This is a genomic window from Streptomyces spongiicola (genome assembly GCF_003122365.1).
GTDB classification, from domain to species: Bacteria; Actinomycetota; Actinomycetes; order Streptomycetales; family Streptomycetaceae; genus Streptomyces; species Streptomyces spongiicola.
The window spans coordinates 840,665-857,895 of sequence record NZ_CP029254.1; the positions used below are offsets into that span (position 1 = coordinate 840,665).

9 protein-coding genes and 1 pseudogene are annotated in these 17,231 nt (G+C 73.3%); 7 read left to right on the forward strand and 3 right to left on the reverse strand.

Annotated elements, in window-relative coordinates; genetic code table 11:
- Positions 1 to 10 precede the first annotated feature (10 nt).
- The 3 genes from DDQ41_RS03570 to DDQ41_RS03580 all read right to left on the reverse strand — a co-directional run bounded on the left by DDQ41_RS03570 (position 11) and on the right by DDQ41_RS03580 (position 5,385).
- Entirely contained in the window at positions 11 to 1,459 is a 1,449-nt protein-coding gene (locus tag DDQ41_RS03570; protein ID WP_109293160.1) for a hypothetical protein, read from the reverse strand.
- On the reverse strand, positions 1,456 to 3,075 hold the full coding sequence (gene pelF, locus DDQ41_RS03575; RefSeq protein WP_262508339.1) for a GT4 family glycosyltransferase PelF: 1,620 nt from the start codon (positions 3,073 to 3,075) through the stop codon (positions 1,456 to 1,458). The genes DDQ41_RS03570 and pelF overlap by 4 nt, the downstream gene beginning before the upstream one ends.
- Positions 3,076 to 3,231: 156 nt before the next feature.
- A complete protein-coding gene (locus tag DDQ41_RS03580) occupies positions 3,232 to 5,385 on the reverse strand; it encodes a hypothetical protein (protein ID WP_245991553.1) in 2,154 nt (717 codons plus the stop codon).
- A gap of 419 nt (positions 5,386 to 5,804) precedes the next feature.
- Between DDQ41_RS03580 and DDQ41_RS03585 the strand changes: the two genes are divergently transcribed.
- The 7 genes and pseudogenes from DDQ41_RS03585 (at position 5,805) to DDQ41_RS03615 (ending at position 17,170) form a co-directional block, all read left to right on the forward strand.
- Positions 5,805 to 7,346 carry a leucyl aminopeptidase gene (locus DDQ41_RS03585; RefSeq protein ID WP_109293162.1) on the forward strand — a complete coding sequence of 514 codons (1,542 nt, stop codon included), beginning with the start codon at positions 5,805 to 5,807 and terminating at the stop codon, positions 7,344 to 7,346.
- Between the two features lie 352 nt (positions 7,347 to 7,698).
- On the forward strand, positions 7,699 to 9,087 hold the full coding sequence (lpdA, locus tag DDQ41_RS03590) for a dihydrolipoyl dehydrogenase (RefSeq protein ID WP_109293163.1): 1,389 nt from the start codon (positions 7,699 to 7,701) through the stop codon (positions 9,085 to 9,087).
- A gap of 56 nt (positions 9,088 to 9,143) precedes the next feature.
- On the forward strand, positions 9,144 to 11,036 hold the full coding sequence (gene sucB / locus DDQ41_RS03595) for a 2-oxoglutarate dehydrogenase, E2 component, dihydrolipoamide succinyltransferase (RefSeq protein WP_109293164.1): 1,893 nt from the start codon (positions 9,144 to 9,146) through the stop codon (positions 11,034 to 11,036).
- 109 nt (positions 11,037 to 11,145) lie between these two features.
- A complete protein-coding gene (locus DDQ41_RS03600) occupies positions 11,146 to 11,769 on the forward strand; it encodes a GntR family transcriptional regulator (RefSeq protein WP_017949905.1) in 624 nt (207 codons plus the stop codon).
- Between the two features lie 97 nt (positions 11,770 to 11,866).
- Positions 11,867 to 12,657: pseudogene (locus DDQ41_RS03605) on the forward strand (AAA family ATPase); the annotation flags it as partial.
- Positions 12,658 to 13,033: 376 nt separating this feature from the next.
- Positions 13,034 to 15,736 carry a pyruvate dehydrogenase (acetyl-transferring), homodimeric type gene (gene aceE / locus DDQ41_RS03610; RefSeq protein WP_109293165.1) on the forward strand — a complete coding sequence of 901 codons (2,703 nt, stop codon included), beginning with the start codon at positions 13,034 to 13,036 and terminating at the stop codon, positions 15,734 to 15,736.
- 426 nt (positions 15,737 to 16,162) lie between these two features.
- Positions 16,163 to 17,170: a helix-turn-helix transcriptional regulator gene (locus DDQ41_RS03615; protein ID WP_109297515.1), complete on the forward strand. Its 1,008-nt coding sequence runs from the start codon at positions 16,163 to 16,165 to the stop codon at positions 17,168 to 17,170.
- Positions 17,171 to 17,231 lie beyond the last annotated feature (61 nt).

The window sequence follows — 17,231 nt, forward strand, 5'->3', positions numbered from 1 at the left end:
CGCGACTCCCTCAGCGATGTGCGGTGATCCGGCCCAGCTGAGCACAGACCAGCAGGACGAGCACTCCGGACGCGGCGGCCGGAGCGAGCAGCGGCCCCGAACCCGGCAGCAGCAGCGGGACCAGCGCGGCCAGGCAGCACACCGCGGCCGGGCTCAGCACCGCCCCGAACGCCTGGAGCAGCAGCCCGGTCCACAGCACCGCCCCGAGCAGCAGTGCGCCGGCCGTCGCGGCCGGGGCGGGGCGGTCGGCCCCACCGGGCCACAGCAGCAGGGCCGCGGCCATCAGCGCCGGCAGGACGGCCAGGTATCCGGCGAGGGAACGCAGCAGCGCCGAGCCGACCGCGATCCGGAAGGCGCCCGGGGAGGTGCAGGCCCGCAGTCCGGCGAGGCTGTCCGCCCGGAACCGGTGGAGCAGCCACTCCGCCGGTCCCATGCCCAGGGTGAGGGCGACCGCGAACGGCGGGTTGTCCAGGGCGACATGGAGCACCAGCACCCCGGAGCCCAACCCGAACAGTCCGTACGGGACCGAACCGCCGAGCCCGCTCGGCGCCGCGCGCCCGCGCCCGTTCCGGCTCCGGCTCCGGCTCCGGCTCCTGCTCCTGCTCCGGCCCCCGTGGCCCGCCGGCCGGAGCATCCCGGCGACCGCGCCCGCCGCGAGGCCGGTGGCGGCCGTGACGGACGCCAGGGGGAGCACCGGATGCGCCCAGCCGGGCATCGGCTGCAGCGCCGTGTACAGCGCCCCGCCCACCAGCGGCAGCAGGGCCGCCAGCAGGACCCGCTCGCGGCCGAGGACCAGCAGCACCGTCGCCGCGGCGAGGTAGAGCGACTGGCCCGCGGCGAACAGCAGCGCCGGGCCGTGATCGGGAGCGGCGGGCGCGACCGCCGCGGCGGCGGCCGTGCCGAGCACCACCCCCACCGGGGCGCCCCTCAGCAGGGCACGGGCCGCCGCGGGGCGGTCGCCGAGTCCGAGCCAGGTGTACGCGCGGTGGGCGAGGGCCTGGTTCCAGGCCCACCCGGCCAGCGCGGCCGCCAGCAGCGGGGCGTGGGCGGTGCCGCCGCCCGCGAGGACGGGCGCGGCCAGGACGTGGCCCAGCCCCGGGAGGGTGAACAGCAGGCCCCGCAGCAGGCAGCCGAGGAGCGCCGGGCTCCCCGGGCCGGGCGGCGGGTCGCCGGTGCGGGGGAAGCGCCGCTCGACGCGCGCGTAGAGGTCCTCCGCCAGGGCGAACGAGTCGTCGTGTCCGTAGCGCCGACGTATCTGCTCGTCCGTCAGCCCGTCGGACTCCAGCAGCGCCGCCACCTCGTCGGGGTGGACGGCCGCCGCCACGAAGTCGTCCAGCCGTCCGGCCAGTTCGCCGACCGGGTCGGCTCCAGCCCGGCCGGACCGGTTCCGTTCCGCTGCAGGCGGCAGGGCGTCCCGCACATCCGTGCCCGGGTCCTTCAGCCACGGCGAGCCGCTCACCGGACACCCCCGTGGACGGGCACGGAGGAACCCGAGGAACCCGAGAGACCCGAGGAACCCGAGAGACCTGAGAGACCTGAGGGTTCGGACCAGTGGTGGCCCCAGGCCGTGTGCTCCTGGTACCAGGGGTCCCTCAGTTCGACCGTCCAGTCGGCGACCGTCTCGACGGCGGGCGGGGCGTACACCGCGCCCGGCGTTCCGGCGAGTTCCCGGTAGATCTGCCGGAACGCGTCCACCGAACGCCGCAGGGTGAAGAGGTCGACGACCCGCTGCCGGGCGCGGCGGCCCAGTTCGGCGCGGCGCGCGTCGTCCTGGAGCAGTTCCAGGGCCGCGGCCGCCAGCGCCTCGGGCTCGCGCGGCGGGACCACCAGACCGGTGTCGCCGACGGCCTCGCGCACCCCGCCCACATCGGTGGACACCGTGGTCCGCCCGCAGGACATCGCCTCGATGATCGAGAACGGAAAGCCCTCGCTGATGCTGGAGAGCATCACCACATGGCCGGCCGCGTAGGCGCGTGCCACGTCGCCGATCCGGCCCTCCCAGAACACCCCGTCGGCGACGCCCAGTTCGGCGGTGAGCTTCTCCAGCGCGGAGGCGTACCACTCGCATCCGGCGGGGGCGGCGCCGAACAGCCTGAGCCGCAGCGCCGGAACCTCGGCGCGGGCCAGGGCGAAGGCCCGGACCAGCGTCTCCAGGTCCTTGATCGGGTCGATCCGGCCGGCCCAGCTGAGGGTGGGCTCGGGCGGCTCCGCCCCGGCGTGCGGGAAGGCGTGCGGGTCGACGCCGTTGTAGACCGTGCGGATCTTGCCGGGGAGGGCACCGCCCCGCTCCTCCCAGCGGCGGTTGTAGCGGTTGCACGGGGTGATCAGGTCGGCGCGTTCGTAGCCGAGGGTGTTGAGTTCCCGGTAGAAGCCGAGCATCAGCGCCTTGACCGGCCAGCGCTGCGCCTCGGTGCGGTAGCCGAGGTAGCGTTCGCGCAGATAGATGCCGTGCTCGGTGAGGAGGAACGGCACCCCGTCCGACCGCTGTGCGGCGAGTGCGGGAAGGGTGGCCAGCCCGCTGCTGACGGCGTGGGCGACGCTGTCCCCGGGGATGCGCACCGCCAGCGGGCGCAGCGCGTGTTCGAGCAGGTCGACGGCGGTCAGGGCGTCGTGGACGGTGGGTTCGGCGGCGGCGGTGGGCAGTGACGGCCGCCTCCACAGGCGCATCAGCGTGCGGACCGCGGTCTCGGTCCGCAGTGCGGCGGTGAGACGGCCCGCGCGTGCCTCGTCGGCCAGCTCGTCGAGCGCGGGGCCGAAGTCGGCGTGCGCGTCCGGGTCAAGCAGCGACAGCAGAAACCGTTCGAAGGTGTGGAGGAAGCGCCGGCGGACGGCACCGCGGCGGGGTGCGTGCTGCCGGCCGGGCCGCGGTCCCCACAGGGGCACGGGGGTGTGGTCGCGGACGTTCGGCGGCAGCTCCCAGGCGACGGGCTCACGTCCGCTGCCGGTGAGGGAGACGACGGTGAAAGCGACCTCGGGCATGCCCCGGACCAGCTGGTCGCACCAGGTGCTGACACCGCCGTGGACGTGCGGATAGGTGCCTTCGGTGAGCATGGCGACATGGAGTCCCTGGCTCATCGGCTTGAGTTCTCCTGGACATACGGGTGGTGGGCGCGGAGTGCCGGGGCACGAGGTGGTACCCCGGGTGCTGCGGGCGGGCGGCGCGGGGGCCGTGCCGTCGCGTACCCCGGCCGCGCGGGCCGGGGTACGCGACGTGCGGCCGGGCGACCCCGGTCAGGAGGAGGGCAGTCGCAGGGTGACGGCGGACTGGAGCAGCTCCGGCTGGGTCCAGGCCGAGCGCTGTCCCGCGTAGGCGGTACCGAAGGCGCTTGTGCCGAGCAGGTGTTGCTTGCGGGTGCCCTCGGGCGCGGTGACGGGGACGACGACCCCGCCGGGTGCCTGGACGGTGACGGTGGTGCCGATCCGGTACGCCGTGACCCGGTCGGCGTCCAGGGCCGACTGCCAGGCGGCACGGCGGCTCAGTTCCACCCCGGCGTCCCGGTGGCGCGGGTTGACGAGGGGCGTGTTGTCGGCGAACGTCGCCCGGTAGTCGGCGAGGATCCGGTCGAGGACGGGGTAGAGGAGCCGGTCCTCGGCCAGGTTGGACTGGTGGACGTAGTGCGGGCGCGGGTCGTTGGCGACGATGTGGCCGAGGGCGATCCGGGCCTCCTGCGGGACGATGTGGGTCCCGTACCCGGTGGCCACGTCGAGGGGCTCGTCCAGGCAGGTGGAGGCCGGGTCGGTCTCGCAGACGCCGCTTCCGCCGTCGGCCCGCGAGGTGTAGATCCAGTTGTACTCGTCGGCCATCTCGGTCGCCGTGCCCACGTTGTAGTACACGTTCATCGGGTGGCGGGGCACGGTGTCGGCGGCGCCGACGGGACGCTGCTGGGGCTCTCGGGAGTTGTCGCTCGCGATCCACTTGACGCCGTTGTCGGCGAGGGCGGGCGCCAGGTTGGGGTTGTCCACCGGCTGCTGCGGCAGCGTCTTCAGCCCCGAGTGCTCTCCGGTGACCAGCTCCGCGCGGTCGACGGGGAGGTCCTCGTCGACCGCCCAGTCGTGGTTGTCGCGGATCTGCGCGGAGATCTCGGCGCGGCTCATCCAGCGGGTGGCGCCCGACGCGTCCTTGGAGCACTGCCAGGGGACGACGGAGACGTCCTGGACGCAGCCGAGGAACGGGTGGCTCCAGGTGTGGTTGACCCAGCGGTACTCGTCCCGGTCGGCGAGCAGTTGCGCGGTGAGGGCGTCCGTGCCGCCGTTCTCCGCCTTCCACTCCTCGGCCGCGCCCGCGTTGTAGACCATGTCGAGGGTGAGGCCGCTGGTGCGCTGCCACTGGGCGGCGTACTGCGCGTCGGCCACGGTCATCCGGATGTCCGGGACCTGTTCGCCCGGTCCGCCGACGCAGTCGATGTCCCCGGGGGTGCAGTTGCGCTCGGTGTCCCAGCGGGCGTCGGACGCGAAGACGTCGTCCACGTGGACCGAGAAGTAGTTCCGGTTCCGGCCGAGGTGGACGCCCTGGGTGAGCCATTCGACGATGCCGCGCGCCAGCAGCCGGAACTGCCGCTGGTGCTGGTTGTAGGAGAAGGTGACGACGAGTTCGCGGCGCCCGTCGTGGGCGTACTCCCCGAGCAGGCTGCCGCGGCCCTCGCCTCCCGGCACGGGGGCGTCGACGTAGCTGGTGAAGCCCTCGCGGGGGCGGGCGAGATAGCCGTAGCTCTCGCTGACGGACGGCGCGTTGTCCTCGAAGGCCAGGGCGCCGTCGAGGTAGCCGAACGGGCCGGACCTGCCCGCGGCCGTGACCTCGGCGGCCGCGCCGTCGAGCGTGCCGGACCAGCCGCCCTCGCTGGTGTAGTCGAGCCCCACCCCCGGGTGGGCCCAGGTGTAGGCGTCGACCTGGCGGACGCCGAACCGCTGCTCGTACGCGACGAGCGCGGCCTGCTCGGCGGTCCCCGCGGAGCCCTGCCCGAAGGGCGCCTCGTTCGGCAGCACCACCCCCTGGTACTTGGCACGCGGCCGGCCGGACACGGTGTCGCTCAGGAACGCGGCGTCGATCCTCGGGCGGTCCGGGTCCGCGAGGTCGAGCAGGCGGTACGGAACTCCGGTGCCGCGCAGCTCGGCGGTGACGGCGGCGACCGCCGGCCCTCCGTCGTCGACGACGAGGACCTTCAGGTCGATCCGCGGCACCGGGTCGGCGGCCGCGGCCGGGGACGCGGGCAGCGCCGCCGCGAACAGCGCCGACGTGGTGAGCGCGACCACCGCCGCGCCGAGCCCGCCCCGCCGGCCGGTCCCCCGGCCGGGCGCTCTCCCGCCGTGGCCGCGCCGGGCCGACGCCCTCGGCGATCCGCCCGTGAGCCCGCCTGTGCCGGTTCCCCCGGCGAATACGGATGCCATGGTGTTTCCCCCACCCCTTGTTGATCCGCTGTTGCTCTGTAGTCGATCCGCTGTTGCTCTGTGGTTGATCCGCTGTTGCTCTGCCGTTGATCCGCAGTCGTCTGCCGCTGATCTGCAGTCGTCTGCCGCTGATCTGCCGCCTGCCCGCCCCGCGAAGACACGGGGGAGGACATGTGGAAATCATGCGAAGAGCCGGTCGCTCCCTTGCTTCTCCGGCCCGAGTGTGGCCGAGAGATCGGTGTCGCGGCGGGAAACCAGGCGGACTGACCACGGATGGGTGAATCTTCGTCGGCGCGAGCGAACATCGCGGGCGCGCGTAGGCTCGTGGCGGCGCTCCGACCCGCCCGACTTACGATGCGCCGGGCGGCCGACCCACCTCTTCGGCCCAGGAAACTCAACGGAAGCGAGATTTCACCACCGTGACTGCTCTCACTCTCAGCACTGCCGGCGCTGCGACGCTGCGCGCCGACGCGGTCGTCGTCGGCGTCGCCAAGAGCGCCAGGGGCGCCAGGGGCGGCAAGGGCGACAAGGGCGCCGGCCCCGTCGTCGCAGCCGGCGCCGAGGCCGTGGACGCGGCGTTCGACGGGAAGCTCGCCGCGGTCCTGGAGACGCTCGGCGCCTCCGGTGCCGAGGGCGAGGTGACCAAGCTGCCCGCGCCATCGGGTCTGAAGGCCCCGCTGGTGATCGCGGTCGGGCTCGGCGCCGCCCCGGAGAAGGACGGCGCGTACCCGGCCGAGTCGCTGCGCCGCGCCGCCGGCTCCGCGGCCCGCGCGCTGGCCGGCTCGAAGAAGGCGGCGTTCGCCCTGCCGGTCGGGACCGCCGCGGACGCCCAGGCGGTCGCGGAGGGCGCGCTGCTCGGCGCGTACTCCTTCACCGCCTACCAGGACGAGGGGAACGGCAAGAAGCCGCTGGCCGAGGTCGCCCTGCTGGGCGCCAAGCCGCGCGACAAGGACTTCAGGGAGGCCGCCGCGCGGGCCGTCGCGGTGGCCGAGGAGATGAACCGCGCGCGTGACCTGGTCAACACGCCGCCGAACGACCTCTACCCCGAGTCGTTCGCCGCCGTCGCCACCGCCGCCGGCAAGGAGCACGGCCTGAAGGTGCAGGTCTGGGACGAGAGGGCGCTCGTCAAGGGCGGCTTCGGCGGCATCCTCGGCGTCGGCCAGGGCGCGGCCCGCGGCCCTCGCCTGGTGAAGGTGGCGTACACGCACCCGGAGGCGGAGAAGTCCCTCGCCCTCGTCGGCAAGGGCATCACCTACGACTCCGGCGGCATCTCGCTCAAGCCGGCCGGCCACAACGAGACCATGAAGTGCGACATGAGCGGTGCCGCCGCCGTGTTCGCCGCCGTCGTCGCAACGGCCCGGCTCGGTCTGCGGGTGAACGTCACCGGATGGCTGGCCCTGGCCGAGAACATGCCGTCCGGCACCGCCACCCGCCCCGGCGACGTGCTGCGGATGTACACCGGCAAGACGGTCGAGGTGCTCAACACCGACGCCGAGGGCCGTCTGGTGCTGGCCGACGCCATCGCCAAGGCGTCGGAGGAGGGCCCGGACGCGATCGTGGACGTGGCGACGCTGACCGGCGCGATGGTCCTGGCGCTCGGCCACCGGCGCTTCGGGATCATGTCCAACGACGACGCGTTCCGCTCCGCGGTCCACGAGACCGCCCAGGAGGCGGGCGAGGACTCCTGGCCGATGCCGCTGCCCGCCGACCTGCGCAAGGGCATGGACTCGCCGACCGCCGACATCGCGAACATGGGCGACCGGATGGGCGGCGGCCTGGTCGCGGGCCTGTTCCTGAAGGAGTTCGTCGGGGACGGCATCACCTGGGCCCACCTGGACATCGCGGGCCCGGCCTTCCACGAGGGCGCGCCGTTCGGCTACACGCCCAAGGGCGGCACCGGCTCCGCGGTCCGCACCCTGGTCAGGCTGGCCGAGCGCGCCGCCGACGGCGACCTGGGCTGACGCGGGCGGGCCGGGTGGCCGGGGGCCGGGTTCCGGGGCCTGCCCGGAAGCCCGGCGCCGGGCCGGCGTCCCGGCCCGCGGGAGCTCGGGAATACCGGGCGCCGGCCCTCCGTTCGCCATCGACGGAATCCGCGGGTTCCTACGTACTGGTAACCGACGGGGGCGGCGGCGGTGCCGTCCCGTATCCCGGCCCGGCGTCCCGGCTCCCGCCGACAAGTGCGAAGATGGGTTCCCGGCAGGACAGGGCCCCCACCACAGGGCCGAAGACAAGCGGCCGAACACCAGCCGCCGCCCGGCCGTCCCCCGCCCTGGGAGACGCCGGCGCCCGGCGCACATGCATGGAGGACGTGACGTGGCGAACGACGCCAGCACCGTTTTCGACCTAGTGATCCTCGGCGGTGGCAGCGGTGGTTACGCCGCGGCCCTTCGCGGAGCGCAGCTGGGCCTGGACGTCGCCCTGATCGAGAAGGACAAGGTCGGCGGCACCTGCCTGCACCGCGGATGCATTCCCACCAAGGCCCTGCTGCACGCCGGCGAGGTCGCCGACCAGGCCCGCGAGAGCGAGCAGTTCGGCGTCAAGGCCAGCTTCGAGGGCATCGACGTCCCGGCGGTCCACAAGTACAAGGACGAGGTGATCTCCGGGCTGTACAAGGGCCTGCAGGGTCTGATCGCCTCCCGCAAGGTCACGTACATCGAGGGCGAGGGCCGGCTGTCCTCCCCCACGTCCGTCGATGTCAACGGCCGCCGGGTCGAGGGCCGCCACGTCCTCCTCGCCACCGGTTCGGTGCCGAAGTCGCTGCCCGGTCTGACCATCGACGGCAACCGGATCATCTCCTCCGACCACGCGCTGGTCCTGGACCGCGTGCCGAAGTCCGCGATCGTCCTGGGCGGCGGCGTCATCGGTGTCGAGTTCGCCTCGGCCTGGAAGTCCTTCGGCACCGACATCACGATCATCGAGGCGCTGAAGCACCTCGTCCCGGTCGAGGACGAGAACAGCTCCAAGCTCCTCGAGCGCGCCTTCCGCAAGCGCGGCATCAAGTTCAACCTGGGCACCTTCTTCGAGAAGGCCGAGTACACCGAGGACGGTGTGCGGGTCACCCTCGCCGACGGCAAGACCTTCGAGGCCGAGGTGCTGCTGGTCGCGGTGGGCCGCGGGCCGGTCTCCCAGGGCCTCGGCTACGAGGAGCAGGGCGTCGCGATGGACCGCGGCTACGTCCTGGTCGACGAGTACATGCGGACGAACGTGCCGACCGTCTCCGCCGTCGGCGACCTGGTCCCGACCCTCCAGCTCGCGCACGTCGGCTTCGCCGAGGGCATCCTGGTGGCGGAGCGTCTGGCCGGTCTGAAGACCGTGCCGATCGACTACGACGGTGTGCCGAAGGTGACCTACTGCCACCCGGAGGTCGCCTCGGTGGGCCTGTCCGAGGCCAGGGCCAAGGAGGTCTACGGCGCGGACAAGGTCGTCGCTCTGAAGTACAACCTGGCGGGCAACGGCAAGAGCAAGATCCTCAAGACCGCGGGCGAGATCAAGCTCGTCCAGGTCAAGGACGGTGCCGTCGTCGGCGTCCACATGGTCGGTGACCGTATGGGCGAGCAGGTCGGCGAGGCCCAGCTGATCTACAACTGGGAGGCTCTGCCGGCCGAGGTCGCGCAGCTCGTCCACGCGCACCCGACGCAGAACGAGGCGCTCGGCGAGGCCCACCTGGCCCTCGCGGGCAAGCCCCTCCACTCCCACGACTGATCTCGGTCACGGGCGCGACGACCACTACCGCACTTTCGTAAGGAGCAACCGAAACCATGCCGGTTTCCGTAACCCTTCCGGCGCTCGGCGAGAGCGTCACCGAGGGCACCGTCACCCGCTGGCTGAAGGCCGAGGGCGAGCGCGTCGAGGCCGACGAGCCGCTGCTGGAGGTGTCGACGGACAAGGTCGACACCGAGATCCCCGCACCGGCCTCCGGTGTGCTGGCGTCCATCAAGGTCGCCGAGGACGAGACCGTCGAGGTCGGCGCCGAGCTGGCCGTCATCGACGACGGCACCGGGGCTGCGGCCGCCGAGCAGGCGCCGGCCGCCGAGCCCGCCCAGGCCCCCGCGCCGCAGCAGCCCGCACCGGCCGCCGAGCAGGCCCAGGCTCCCCAGCAGGCCCAGGCCCCCGCGCCGCAGCAGGCCGCGCCGGCCGCCGAGGCCGGCACCGGAGCGGGCGCGGGCGGCGCGGAGGGTACCGACGTCGTCCTGCCAGCGCTGGGCGAGTCGGTCACCGAGGGCACCGTCACCCGCTGGCTGAAGGAAGTCGGCGAGGAGGTCGTGGAGGACGAGCCGCTGCTCGAGGTGTCCACGGACAAGGTCGACACCGAGATCCCCGCACCGACCTCCGGTGTGCTGCTGGAGATCGTGGTCGGCGAGGACGCGACCGCCGAGGTCGGCGCGAAGCTCGCCGTCATCGGTGCCCCGGGCTCCGCTCCGGCCGCGCCCGCCGCGCCGGCCCCGGCACAGCCCGCAGCGGCCCCGGCGGCTCCCGCACAGGCACCGGCGCAACCCGCGCCCGCCGCTGCCGCCGCACCCGCCGCACCCGCCGCACCCGCCGCACCCGCTCAGGCAACTCCGGCTCCGGCACCGGCACAGCCCGCACCCGCCGCTGCCGCCCCCGCTCAGGCGGCCCCGGCACAGGCACAGGCACCGGCCCCGGCTCCCGCACAGGCCGCCCCGGCCGCGCCGGCCAAGCCCGCGGCCGCCCCGGCACCGGCCCCCGCCGCCCCGGCTGCGGACGACGGCGCCTATGTCACACCGCTGGTCCGCAAGCTCGCCGCCGAGAGCGGAGTGGACCTGTCCGCGGTCAAGGGCACCGGGGTCGGCGGCCGTATCCGCAAGCAGGACGTCGTCGCCGCCGCCGAGGCCGCGAAGGCCGCCGTGCCGGCCCCCGCCGCGGCAGCCGCACCGGCCCGGAAGCAGGCACCGGTTCTCGAGGTGTCCCCGCTGCGCGGCCAGACCGTGAAGATGACCCGCATGCGCAAGGTCATCGGCGACAACATGATGAAGGCGCTCCACGGCCAGGCCCAGCTCTCCTCGGTCGTCGAGGTCGACGTCACCCGGCTGATGAGGCTGCGCGCCCAGGCGAAGGACGCGTTCGCGGCCCGCGAGGGAGTCAAGCTCTCCCCGATGCCGTTCTTCGTCAAGGCCGCGGCCCAGGCGCTGAAGGCCCACCCGGTCGTCAACGCCCGGATCAACGAGGACGAGGGCACCGTCACCTACTTCGACTCGGAGAACGTCGGCATCGCCGTCGACTCCGAGAAGGGCCTGATGACCCCGGTCATCAAGGGTGCGGGCGACCTCAACCTGGCCGGTATCGCGAAGGCCACCGCCGATCTCGCGGGCAAGGTCCGCGGCAACAAGATCACGCCGGACGAGCTGGCGGGTGCGACGTTCACGATCAGCAACACCGGTTCGCGCGGTGCGCTGTTCGACACGATCATCGTGCCGCCGAACCAGGTCGCGATCCTGGGCATCGGCGCCACGGTGAAGCGTCCGGCCGTCGTCGAGACGCCCGAGGGCACGGCCATCGGCGTCCGCGACATGACGTATCTGACGCTGTCCTACGACCACCGTCTGGTGGACGGCGCCGACGCCGCGCGCTACCTGGCCGCGGTCAAGGCCATCCTGGAGGCCGGTGAGTTCGAGGTCGAACTCGGTCTCTGAGCGCCCCGGCTGTAACCGGCCTCACCGGCGGCGGCCGTACCCGGGAGTACTTCCCGGTACGGCCGCCGCCGTATTGTCTAGGGGTCTTCTCTTCTTGAAGGAGCGGTCCATGACCATGCCCGTCGTCCACTCGCTGCGCGACCAGATCCGCGAGCACATCGTGGAGGGCATCGTCAGCGGCCGCTGGAAGCCGGGCGAGCGGATCGTGGAGCGCCGCATCGCCACGGAGCTGGCCGTGAGCCAGACGCCCGTACGGGAGGCCCTGCGCGAGCTGGAGTCCCTCCGGCTGATCGAATCGGCACCCAACAAGGGCGTACGGGTGCGCAACCTCACCGCGGCGGACCTGGAGGAGAGCTACCCGGTCCGGGCGGGGCTGGAGCAGATCGCCGCCGAGCTGGCCGCCGAACGGCTGGCGGCCGACTGCTCCGCGCTGGAACCGCACGTCGCCGCGCTGTACGAGGCGGACCGCGCAGCGGACGGGACGGCGCAGGTGCGGCACACGGTGGCGTTCCATCGGGAGCTGGTCAAGGCGGCGGGCAACGGGGTGCTGCTGCACACCTGGGAGGGCCTCGGCATCGAGGTCTTCACCGCCCTGTCCATCCGGTGGCTGGGGACGAAGCAGAAGTCCTACGCCGAGGAGCACGAGGAGCTGGTCGAGGCGTTCCGCCGCCGTGATCCGCGGATCGGCGCGCTCGTCAAGGCCCACGTCCTGGGCTGCGCGCCCCGCGCCTGAATCAGGGATCCCACCAGAACCCTCCACAGCCAACACCGGTGTTACCAACCTCGATGTCAGTAGCACCACCGGCAGGTGGTGAGGGAGAGATGGTCCCATGACGGCATTCGTGGGTAGGCGGCACGAGCTCGAGACGTTGGACCCGCGAGCTGGGCAAGGTGGCGAGCGGGGTCGGCGGGGAGCGGCCCGGGCGCTGCGTGATGCTTCGCGGGCGTCGCCGGGTGGGATAAGTCGCGGCTCGTGGAGCGGTTCGCCGAGAGGTCCGGCGCGCCGTTCCTCTTCCACGCCGCCACAGGAGCGTCGCCGGAAGCGGACCTGGAACGGCTCAGCCAGGACGCCCGGGCGTCGAGCCTTCCGCTGGCGAGCCTACTGACCGCGGCCCGCCCGGCGACCTGGGACGCAGCCTTCGATGTCCTGGTGGCGGCACTTCCACCCGACCGGGCGAGCGTGGTGGTCATGGACGAGGTGCCCTATCTCATGGACGCGGAGGGCGCTTTCGAGGGCACGCTTCAGCGCGCCTGGGACCGAGTACTGGAGATGAAGCCGGTCCTGCTCGTTCTCATCGGATCCGACCTGTCGATGATGGAGACGCTGAACAGCCATGGACGCCCGTTCCACCAGCGCGGACGGGAGATGGTGCCGGGTCCGCTGAACCCGGCGGAGGTGGGCGAGATGCTCGGTCTCGATCCCGCATCGGCCTTCGACGCGGCCTTGATCACCGGTGGACTGCCTCTGATCTGCGCGGAGTGGACGCACGGCGCCGGGATCTGGGAGTTCCTGCGGGCTGCGCTCAGCGATCCGGTCTCCGCCTTGCCGGTGTCCGCGGAGCGCTCGCTGGCGGCCGAGGTCCCCCAGCAGGTTCAAGCCCGCACCGTCCTCTCGGCGATCCCTGCGCGGGGCTCGACGCCGCATACGGCCCGGCCGAACTCCTCGCGGCATGGTCCTCCTGAGCACGCCGGACCGCGGGTGGCCCCGCCCGGCGAACGCCGCGCACCGACGCCCGCGCCCCGGTACCCGTGCCGCCACCCACGCCCGCACCGGCATCCGCACCCGCACCCGCACCCGGCCATGACGCCGGCACAGGGTGCCCCATTCCGCGGCACCCTGTGCCGACTTTCTCGCTGCGGGGAAGTTTTCCCTCGAACGCTTTGATCGATCATCGATCGGAGGCTTAGAGTTCACCACGGACTCACCGGTCCGCCCGGCCCCGTCCTGCCAAGACAAGGCCCCCTCCACCCCTCCTCCCTCTCCGGAAGGCGGTGTCATGACCGACCCCGTAGCCATGCTTCCGAGCGAGCTCGACCAGCTCCCGGACCGTGACACCGAGGAGACCGCCGAATGGGCGGCCTCCCTGGACGCCGTCACCAAGGCCGCCGGCCCGCATCGCGCCGCGTACCTGATGCGCCGCACCCTCCAGCACGCCGAGGGTGTGGCAGGGCTCGATCTGCCCAAGCTCCTGGAGACGGACCACGTCAACACCATCCCGACCGCCGCCGAGCCGCTCCCGGCCGGCGACGAGGAGATGGAGCGCCGGATCACCGCCTGGAACAGGTGGAACGCGGCGGCGATGGTCACCCGCGGCTCCCGGCACGGCGTCGGCGGGCACATCGCCACCTTCGCCTCCGCCGCCTGGCTCTACGAGACCGGCTTCAACCACTTCTTCCGCGGGAAGGAGGGCGGGGGCACCTCAGAGGCCGGCGACTCCGGCGACCAGCTGTACATCCAGGGCCACGCCTCCCCCGGCATCTACGCCCGGGCCTTCCTCGACGGCCGCCTCACCGAGGCGCACCTCGACAACTTCCGCCGGGAGGCCGGCGGCGGCGGTCTGCCGTCGTACCCGCACCCGCGCCGACTGCCCTGGCTGTGGGAGTTCCCGACGGTCTCCATGGGGCTGGGCCCGCTGTCGGCGATCTACCAGGCGCGCTTCAACCGCTATCTGACCAGCCGCCGCATCAAGGACGTCTCCGCGTCGCACGTCTGGGCGTTCCTCGGCGACGGCGAGATGGACGAGCCCGAGTCGACCGCGGCGCTCGCGCTGGCCGCTCGCGAGGGCCTGGACAACCTGACCTTCGTCGTCAACTGCAACCTGCAGCGCCTCGACGGCCCGGTGCGCGCCAACTTCAAGATCGTGCAGGAGCTGGAGGCCCAGTTCCGCGGCGCCGGCTGGAACGTCGTGAAGACCCTCTGGGGCAACGCCTGGGACGAGCTCTTCCGGCTCGACACCACGGGCGCCCTGGTCCGCCGGCTGCGCGAGGTCCCGGACGCGCAGGTCCAGACGTACCAGACCCGTGACGCCGCCTACATCCGCGAGGACTTCTTCGGCAAGGACCCCGCGCTCGCCGAGATGGCGAAGCTGCTGAGCGACGACAGGATCCTCGAGTGCTTCCACCTCTCGCGCGGCGGTCACGAACCGCGCAAGGTGTACGCCGCCTACAAGGCCGCCGTGGAGTTCAAGGGCGCCCCGACGGTGATCCTGGCCCAGACGGTCAAGGGCCACACGCTCGGCCAGGGCTTCGCGTCAAAGAACGCCAACCACCAGATGAAGAAGCTGACGGTGGACGAGTTCAAGGCGATGCGGGACCTGCTCGACCTGCCGATCGGGGACGGCGACTTCGCCGACGGACAGGTGCCCTACGGCCACCCCGGCGCCGACTCCCCCGAGGTCCGCTATCTGAAGGAGCGCCGCGCGGCGCTCGGCGGCCCGGCCCCGGCCCGCCGCGTGCACCCGGTCGCCCCGCTGCCCGCGCCCGCCGAGAAGGCGTTCGCCGCCTTCGACAAGGGCTCCGGCAACCAGTCGGTGGCGACGACGATGGCCTTCGTCCGCCTGGTCAAGGACCTGATCCGCGACAGGGAGACCGGGCGGCGCTGGGTGCCGATCGTCCCCGACGAGGCCCGCACCTTCGGTATGGAGTCGCTGTTCCCCTCGCTCGGCATCTACTCGCCGAAGGGCCAGACGTACGAGCCGGTCGACCGCGACCAGCTGATGTACTACCGCGAGGCGGAGAACGGGCAGATCCTCAACGAGGGCATCACCGAGGCCGGCTCGATGGCGGACTTCATCGCCGCCGCTTCGTCGTACGCCACGCACGGCGAGACGATGATCCCCTTCTACATCTTCTACTCGATGTTCGGCTGGCAGCGGACCGCCGACCAGATGTGGCAGCTCGCCGACCAGCTCGGCAGGGGCTTCCTCGTCGGCGCCACGGCCGGCCGCACCACGCTGACCGGCGAGGGCCTGCAGCACGCGGACGGCCACTCGCCGGTGATCGCGGCGACGAACCCGGCGGCGCTCAGCTACGACCCGGCGTTCGCCTACGAGGTCGCGGCCATCGTCAAGGACGGTCTGCGCCGCATGTTCGGCGAGGCCCGCCCGGACGAGGACCCGGACGTCTTCTACTACCTGACGGTCTACAACGAGCCGATGCCGCAGCCCGCGAAGCCGGAGGGCGTGGACGAGGGCATCGTCCGCGGCCTGTACCGGTTCCGGGCGGGCGAGGGCACCGCGGACGGCCCGCGCATCCAGCTCCTCGCCTCGGGCACGGCGATCCACTGGGCGCTTGAGGCACAGCGCCTGCTGGCCGCCGAGTGGGGCGTCACGGCGGACGTGTGGTCGGCGACCTCCTGGACCGAGCTGCGGCGCGACGCGCTGGAGGCCGACGAGGCGCTGCTGCGCGGCGAGTCCCGCGTCCCGTATGTGCGCCAGGCCCTGGAGGGCGCCGAGGGCCCGGTGCTCGCGGTGAGCGACTACATGAGGCAGGTGCCGGACCAGATCGCCCAGTGGGTGGAGCAGGACTGGTCGTCGCTGGGCGCGGACGGCTTCGGCCTGTCGGACACCCGTGAGGCGGCGCGCCGCCACTTCGGTGTCGACGCGCAGTCGGTCGTGGTCGCGGCACTGGCACAGCTCGCCCGCCGCGGCGAGGTGCCGGCCTCCGCGGTCAAGGAGGCACGCGAGCGTTACGGCTTCTGAGCCGGGCACCGCAGGGCGCCCCCGCGGACCCCCGGGTTCGCGGGGGCGTCCGCGTTCCGTCCCCGCGTGGCCGCGGCCGGGCGTCGTCCGTGCTCAGTGCTCCGTACTCCGTACTCAGTGCTCCGGACTCCGGGACTCCGGGACTCCGGGACTCCGGGACTCAACAGTCCGGACTCCGTCCGCCCGGCGGGCCGCGGGGGCTCCGCACCCCGCCCGCCGGACACGACACGGGCAGGCGCCCACGACGCCCGCCCGCCGGGTCACGGAGGCCCCCGCGCGGTTGCCCACGATCCGCCGCCCGCCCCGGGTGACGCGGGAATCCGCACCCCGCCCCCAGGCCACGGGGGCGTCCGCGCCCCGCCCGCCGGACAGGCCCCGCGCGGGCCTGGGTTCGCGGGGGCGCCCGTCGCGGCGACAATGGCCGGCATGCGCGCTGCCCGGCTCATCAAGATGGTCCTGCTGCTCCAGTCCCGGCCCTCCATGACCGCCGCCGAACTCGCCCACGAACTGGAGGTCTCCGAGCGGACCGTCACCCGCGACGCGCTCGCACTGTCGGAGGCGGGGGTTCCGGTGTACGCGGACCGGGGGAGGACGGGCGGGTACCGTCTCGTCGGCGGGTACCGGACACGGCTGACCGGCCTCGCCAGGAGCGAGGCCGAGGCGCTGTTCCTGTCCGGGGTGCCCGGGGCGCTGCGCGAGATGGGACTGGACGACGCGGCATCCGCCGCGCGGCTCAAGGTCTCCGCCGCACTGCTCCCGGCGCTGCGGGACGCCTCCCGCAGCGCGGCGCAGCGGTTCCATCTGGACGCGCCCGGCTGGTACCACGAGCCGGAGACACCGGACCTGCTGCCGGTGGTCGCCGAGGCCGTGTGGGACGACCGTGTGGTGGCCGCCCGCTACCGGGACGCCGAGCGGCGGCTGGAGCCGTACGGCCTCGTGCTGAAGGCCGGAGTCTGGTACCTGTGCGCCTTCGCCGACGGCACGTCGTTCCGCGTCTACCGCATCGACCGGTTCACGGCCGCCTCGCTGACCACCGAGCACTTCGAACGGAACGCGTCCTTCGATCTGCCGGCCTTCTGGGCTGCGCGCGCCGCCCAGTTCGCCCGCTCCATCCTGCGGGCCGAGGTGGTACTGCGGCTGTCCCCGGAGGCGGCCCGCCGGCTGCCGTACGTCACCGACCGGGCGGCGGCCGAGGAGGCACTGGAGGCGGCGGGCCCGGCGGACGAACGGGGGTGGCGCACGGTCACCCTGCCGGTGGAGTCCGAGCAGGTGGCGTTCGCCCAGCTCCTCTCGCTCGGAGCGGAGTCGGAGGTGCTGCGGCCGGCGGGCCTCCGCGAGCGGTTCGCGGAGGCCGCGGCCCGTCTGCACGACCTCTACGGGGGCCGGTCCCGCGGTGGCGCCTCCCAAGCAGCAGACGGCGCCTCACCGCGGTAGACGGCATGACCGCGGTAGACCCCGGCGCAGAACCCCGGCGCGGCAGACCGCAGCGCGGCAG

Coding starts and splice junctions, on each gene's coding strand:
- pelF (WP_262508339.1), bottom strand. CDS start 3,075: ATGAGCCAGGGACTCCATGTCGCCATGCTCACCGAAGGCACCTATCCG.
- DDQ41_RS03580 (WP_245991553.1), bottom strand. CDS start 5,385: ATGGCATCCGTATTCGCCGGGGGAACCGGCACAGGCGGGCTCACGGGC.
- sucB (WP_109293164.1), top strand. CDS start 9,144: ATGCCGGTTTCCGTAACCCTTCCGGCGCTCGGCGAGAGCGTCACCGAG.
- DDQ41_RS03600 (WP_017949905.1), top strand. CDS start 11,146: ATGACCATGCCCGTCGTCCACTCGCTGCGCGACCAGATCCGCGAGCAC.
- aceE (WP_109293165.1), top strand. CDS start 13,034: ATGACCGACCCCGTAGCCATGCTTCCGAGCGAGCTCGACCAGCTCCCG.
- DDQ41_RS03615 (WP_109297515.1), top strand. CDS start 16,163: ATGCGCGCTGCCCGGCTCATCAAGATGGTCCTGCTGCTCCAGTCCCGG.